At 62.4% G+C, this 6,231-nt stretch carries 5 protein-coding genes; all 5 read left to right on the top strand.

Annotation, left to right across the window (positions count from 1 at the left end; translation table 11 throughout):
- Window positions 1-68 precede the first annotated feature (68 nt).
- The 5 genes from TU34_RS19490 to TU34_RS19515 all read left to right on the top strand — a co-directional run bounded on the left by TU34_RS19490 (window position 69) and on the right by TU34_RS19515 (window position 5,394).
- On the top strand, window positions 69-389 hold the full coding sequence (locus TU34_RS19490; protein ID WP_045824583.1) for a 2Fe-2S iron-sulfur cluster-binding protein: 321 nt from the start codon (window positions 69-71) through the stop codon (window positions 387-389).
- Window positions 390-414: 25 nt separating this feature from the next.
- Window positions 415-1,803 carry a cytochrome P450 gene (locus TU34_RS19495; RefSeq protein ID WP_045824584.1) on the top strand — a complete coding sequence of 463 codons (1,389 nt, stop codon included), beginning with the start codon at window positions 415-417 and terminating at the stop codon, window positions 1,801-1,803.
- Entirely contained in the window at window positions 1,800-3,002 is a 1,203-nt protein-coding gene (locus TU34_RS19500; RefSeq protein ID WP_045824585.1) for an NAD(P)/FAD-dependent oxidoreductase, read from the top strand. Before TU34_RS19495 ends, TU34_RS19500 begins: the two co-directional genes overlap by 4 nt.
- Before the next feature lie 90 nt (window positions 3,003-3,092).
- Window positions 3,093-4,154, top strand: a complete 1,062-nt coding sequence (locus tag TU34_RS19505) for a BtrH N-terminal domain-containing protein (protein ID WP_045824586.1) — start codon at window positions 3,093-3,095, stop codon at window positions 4,152-4,154.
- Between the two features lie 349 nt (window positions 4,155-4,503).
- Entirely contained in the window at window positions 4,504-5,394 is an 891-nt protein-coding gene (locus TU34_RS19515) for an alpha/beta fold hydrolase (protein ID WP_045824588.1), read from the top strand.
- Window positions 5,395-6,231: the final 837 nt, after the last annotated feature.

Below are 6,231 nucleotides of genomic sequence, written 5' to 3' on the forward strand. Positions count from 1 at the left end.
CATAGCCGCCGTAGGCAATCTTCGGCACAGTTATTAGATATCTCACGACACCGCAACGGGAGTTGGTTATGGCAGTTGTCACGTTCGTAACTCATGACGGCAAGCAGCACGAGGCGCCGCTGGTGGAGGGCCAATCCTTGATGAAAGTCGCTACCGAGAACGCGGTGCCCGGTATCGATGGCGATTGTGGAGGTGAAGCGGCGTGTGGGACGTGCCCTGTGATCGTCGATCCGCGGTGGTCGGAGACGGTTGGGCGTTCGGGCGCCGTCGAGGAGGAAATGCTGGCCATGAACCCCGAGCGTGAACCGACCTCCCGGTTGTCCTGCCAGATGGACGTGTCCGCGGCGTGGGATGGTTTGATCGTTCAGACGCCTGAATTTCAGATGTGACCACGAGGAAACGGATATCAACGCAATGAAGGTTTCTGACGTAATCACTGAGCGTGTCCAGTCAGCTATCCCGATAGACCTGCAGATCCGTGGCGCACATCTGTACGACAAGACTCGACGTGTGGTGACCGGGTCGAACGGGAAGAAGCTGTTCGTCGAAAGTCCCATCCCGCCGGTTGAGGATGTCGAACTCGCCGACATCGACCTCAGCAACCCGTTTCTCTACCGTCAGGGGCGGTGGCAGTCGTACTTCGAGCGCGTGCGCAACGAGGCCCCGGTGCATTTCCAACCCAACAGTCCGTTTGGTCCGTTCTGGTCGGTTACCCGCCACGCCGACATCATGGCCGTCGACAAGAACCATGAGGTGTTCTCCGCCGAGCCGTTGATCGTCATCGGGGTCCCGCCGCGCTTTATGGACATCACCATGTTCATCGCGATGGATCCGCCGCGGCATGACCGGCAGCGGGCTGCCGTTCAGGGTGTGGTCGCGCCGAAGAACCTCCGCGAGATGGAGGGGCTGATTCGCTCGCGCGTGCAGGAGGTGCTCGACGACCTGCCCCTCAACGAGCCCTTCGACTGGGTTCAGACAGTGTCGATCGAGTTGACCGCTCGCATGCTGGCGACGTTGTTGGATTATCCATACGAGCAGCGGCGCAAGCTCGTCGAATGGTCCGATCTCGCAACGTCGATGGAGCAGACCAACGGCGGCCCCGCAGACCTCGACGACACGTTCCGCGGTATGAGGGAGATGGCGCAAGGTCTCAGTAAGCATTGGCACGACAAGGCGGCCCGGACCGCAGCAGGCGAGGAACCCGGATTCGATCTGATCACCATGATGCAAAGCAACGCCGACACCGAAAACCTTATCGACCGACCGATGGAGTTCCTGGGCAACTTGGCATTGCTGATCGTCGGTGGCAACGACACCACCCGCAACTCGATGAGCGGCGGCGTACTCGCGTTGAACCGGTTCCCCGACGAGTTCGAGAAACTGAAGGCCAACCGCGACCTGATCCCGAACATGAACTCCGAGATCATCCGGTGGCAGACACCGGTGGCCTACATGCGCCGCATCGCGATGACCGACACGATGCTCAACGGGCAATTCATCCGCAAAGGCGACAAAGTCGTGATGTGGTACGCCTCGGGCAACCGCGACGAACGCGTGTTCGACCGGCCCGATGACTTCATCATCGACCGCGCCAACGCCCGCAACCACATCTCCTTTGGATTCGGTGTTCACCGCTGCATGGGTAATCGACTGGCCGAACTGCAGCTGAAGATCCTTTGGGAAGAACTGCTTTCTCGTTTCGAGAACATCGAGGTCGTCGGCGAACCCGAGTACGTGCAGTCGAACTTTGTGCGGGGGATCAGCAAGATGATGGTCCGCCTCACCCCCAAGTCCGACTCGTGACAACGAGGCGGGCCGTCATCATCGGCGCCAGCCATGCCGGGGTCCAAATCGCTGTCGGCCTGCGACAAGAGGGATGGACCGGAGACATCGTCCTCATCGGCGACGAATCGGCGCTGCCCTACCAACGCCCTCCATTGTCCAAGGCCTACCTGGCTAACAAGTGCGGCGTCAGCGAACTCGCACTTCGAAGCGAAGAGTTCTATGCGAAGCAACGGATTCAACTCCTCGACGCGACGGTCGAATCGATCGAACCATCCGCGAAACATGTCGTGTTGGGCACTGGCGAAACATTGACCTACGACAACCTCGCCCTGTGCACCGGCGCACGACCCAGGCGCCTGTCGATTCCGGGCGCCAACCTGGCCGGAGTCCACTATTTGCGTACGGCCGCCGACGTGACAACGCTGCGTGCCGCCACGACACCCGGCCAGCGAGTCGTCATCGTCGGCGGCGGCTACATCGGCCTGGAAACAGCGGCGTCGCTGCGCGCATTGGGTCTCGAGGTCACTGTGCTCGAAGCCGCCGGCCGCGTTCTCGAACGCGTCACGGCTCCAGAGGTGTCGACGTTCTTCGACCGCATTCATCGCGAAGAAGGGGTCACCATCCGCACCGACGCCTCGGTCGAGGCACTGGGCGGGGAGGAGCAGGTTCGTGAAGTGGTTCTGGCAACCGGCGAAACGATTCCAGCGGACATCGTCATCGTGGGCATCGGCGTCGAGCCGAACATCGACCTCGCGTCGGCCGCCGGCCTACTCATCGACGACGGCATCGTGATCGACGACCACGCTCGGACCAGCGCCCCCGACATCCTCGCCGCCGGGGACTGTGCAAGTCACGACATGGCTCGTTACGGCCGACGCATTCGTTTGGAGTCGGTGCCGAGCGCGGGCGAACAGGCCAAGGCGGCCGCGGCAACCATCTGCGGGAAACCTAAACAGATAGCAGCGCTTCCGTGGTTCTGGTCAGACCAATACGAGCTCAAGCTCCAGATCGCCGGTCTCAACACCGGGTACGACGAGGTTGTTCTCAGCGGCGACCCGGCACGCGACCGCGACTTCAGCTGTTTCTATCTCCGAGCTGGTGAGCTCATCGCAGCAGACTGCATCAACCGCCCCCGTGACTTCATGACCAGTAAACAGACCATCACCCAGCAACTCCCCATAAACCGAGCAGAGCTGGCACACGTCGGATCGGCGTGACCTGATCGGCTCTCGAACACCTACACCGAGAAGCAGAAATCGATGACCGAAAACCGGCCAAAGCGTCGATGTGCGCTGTAAGGAGTTCTCATGTCCGCCAGTACCTTGATCGAGGATTACCCCCACCGGATGGGAGGTCATTGCGGATCGGGCGCGATGCGGGATCTGCTGCACTGGAATGGCCTGGGGTGGGACGGGCCGCCAGATGAGGGTTTGGTGTTCGCGCTCGGCGGTGCACTGGGGCTGTCCTATGTCCGATCGAAGGACCTGACTCCGCCGCTGTACCTGGTGGGACGGAACTCTGACTTCGAGATCGATCTACCGCGCCGCCTCGGTGGCCAGGTCGACGTCCTGACTACAGACGATGCCGCGGAGGGATGGTCCTGGGTGGCCGACGAGATCGATGCCGGTCGACCAAGTCTCGTGTGGGGCGACATCGCTGAACTGCCGTACCTACGAGTCCAGCTGCAAATGAGCCGCCACGACATTGTTGTGATCGGCTACGACGAGGCCCAGGGCATTGCCTTCGTCGTGGACAACGACCGCGCGGAGGTACAAGAGGTCCCACTCGACGCACTGGCACGTGCTCGATCATCGACGGCATTCCCGGAGCCGACCCGTCACCGCACCTACCGCATCACCTGGCCGCAGGAGTTGCCAGATCTGCGATGCATCGCCGCGGACGCGTTTCGCCAGTCCGCAGACAGTATGCGCCGGCCGTCCGAGCCCGGAATCGTCGATGTTGCGGCGACGGGAGCCGAAGGCCTGGCCGCAGCTTCACTTCTGGCGGACGACATCCAGACCTGGGGCGACCTCCCCGCCGAAGAGCTCGAGGTTTTCCTGTTCAGTCTGCGTGCATTCGTCGAGAAAGCCGGCACAGGCGGCGGACTGTTTCGTCGCCTGCTCGCCCAAGGGTGCGGCGATGTTGCACGTCTGACCGGTGATGGCGCGACAGCGGAGCTCGCAATCGCGGCCGGCGATTGTGCGCAAGCGTGGACCGACGCCGCACGGGTGGGAACCCAGCGCGACGTCGAAATACGAGCCCGCGTGGAGAACGTGGCTGCGGCGGCCAGCAGCCTCCCTGAACTGGAGCTCAAGTTGGTCGAGTCCCTCGAATCCGCTGCGCTCTCGCTGAGACTTGCGGGTCGTTGACGGCCCACAGCCGGTCTGTACGGACACTGGGCGCCGCGTGGATCGTCTGGTACCTGCGGATAAGAGTGATGATGCGCGGCGCGATGCTCTTAGCCCGCCGGGCGGAAGTGAGCGAGGCGGCGCGCACCGACTCGGTTCCCGGGCGCCTGGACGGTACCGAGCAACTGAAGTACGACGTATGCATGCGCGTCGAAATTGCATCGCTAGCGGCGCGCCACCCTGACCGGCCGCAAGTAAAGGGAACCGAGACACACACCGATCTATCTGAGTCGGAACACGAACGGTATGAGAGCTGCTCGCAGCACCCAAGGTTTACGGCGACGGTCGCCGGTATCAGGAGGAGCGCGTCATGAGTAGCGTTGCACGCCAACGGGTCCGAACTACGGACGGGATCACTCTCGTCGCAGACTACTATCACCACACAGGTGCCGGTCCCGTGGTGATCCTCCTCCACGGCGGTGGCCAGAATCGCCACGCGTGGCGCGAGTCTGCTCAGCGTCTCCACGATCGCGGATACACGGTGGTTGCCTACGACGCCCGCGGACACGGTGACAGCGACTGGGACCCGGACGGCAACTACGACATCGAACGACTTGCTGCCGACCTCACCGCGGTCCGAGATCACTTCGCCGCAGACACGCCTCCGGTGGTTGTGGGCGCATCCCTTGGGGGCATGACCATCCTTGGCGCGCATAGGAGTTCGGCCGCGAGCTCGTGGGGCGCAGTTGTCCTGGTCGACGTCACTCCTCGATTGGAGATCGACGGCGCGCGGCGAGTAGTAGCCTTTATGGCTGCCTACCCCGACGGCTTCTGCTCTTTAGAAGACGCCGCGGAAATTATTGCTGCCTACAACTCGCGACCCGAGCGGGCGAAAAGTCGCAGTGGCTTGCACAAAGTGCTCCGACAGCGCGAAGACGGCCGGTGGATATGGAGATGGGACCCGGCATTCGTACACTCCAATTTCGAGTTTCTCCGCGGAGAACCGACTGCCGGACACGAACAGTTCGAAGCGATCAGTCAACTGCTCATCGACGGCGCCCAACGGGTCACTGCGCCGACGCTTCTCGTGCGCGGCCTATTATCCGACGTAGTTTCGACCGCGACCGTCGACGAATTCAAGCAACTGGTGCCTCACGCCGAGGTAGTCGACGTGTCCGGCGCCGGCCACATGATAGCCGGGGACAACAACGACGCGTTCACCGCCGCGTTAGTCGATTTTCTGGACCGCGACAAGTTGTAAAACGACCGGCGTTTGTGCGACCACGTCGTCGGCGAACAACGGCCAGTGGGTCTCGTCGGTGAACCCGTCGATCATGGCGCGCGCTTGTTCGTGTCAGATCGCGGTCACCGACCCCCTCAGCCCGCGACGAGCAACAGCCCGAACACGACGTCGGGGCATACCTAGTATCGGCGACGATGAGTCCGCAGCGGTGTTTACCGCGTTAAAGGCCGCTGCTCCACTCCGGGCTTCGGCGATGGTGCTGCTGGAACGAATACGACAGACTCGACGTGATGCGGACGTATGACACGCGGATGGATGCCGGTGCTGCTCGTAGCGGCCGTCCCTGTAGCAACCCTGACCGCCTGCACGCAATGGAGCGATGTGACGACGACCAACGATGCCGCGCACAGCACCATCATTCGACTGTTGAACGACTCGCTCGACGGATTACCGACGGCTTCATCCTCCGCCACACCGTCTGCGCGCAAGGTGACGTGTCTGTCTCGGTCGAAAGCCCCTGCTTTCCCAAGTCCCCGCTCAACTGTTCGATGGCCTGGCCGGAAACGCTCACCAAATAGCAGCCTTCGTAGGTTTATGCGAGCAGCGCTGTGAGACGTGGGTCGGTTCGCCAGTCGCCGCCGAGAATCCCGCGAGCTGAACAGAGACTGATCGCTGGGGCGGTTGGACCGCTGAGTCGTAGGGGCACGGCGTCATCGAACGCAAACGACACTGAAGTACCCCAGGTTTAGTTCCTACGTCGTTACGAGGGCCGGGACGGCTGACTCGCTGGGGTGTGAGGCTGCCCGTAGGGCGGCCTCGTACTCGGCTGGGGGTTGATAGCCGAGGGACTCGTGG

It is taken from the genome of Williamsia herbipolensis (assembly GCF_000964005.1).
GTDB classification, from domain to species: domain Bacteria; phylum Actinomycetota; class Actinomycetes; order Mycobacteriales; family Mycobacteriaceae; genus Williamsia_A; species Williamsia_A herbipolensis.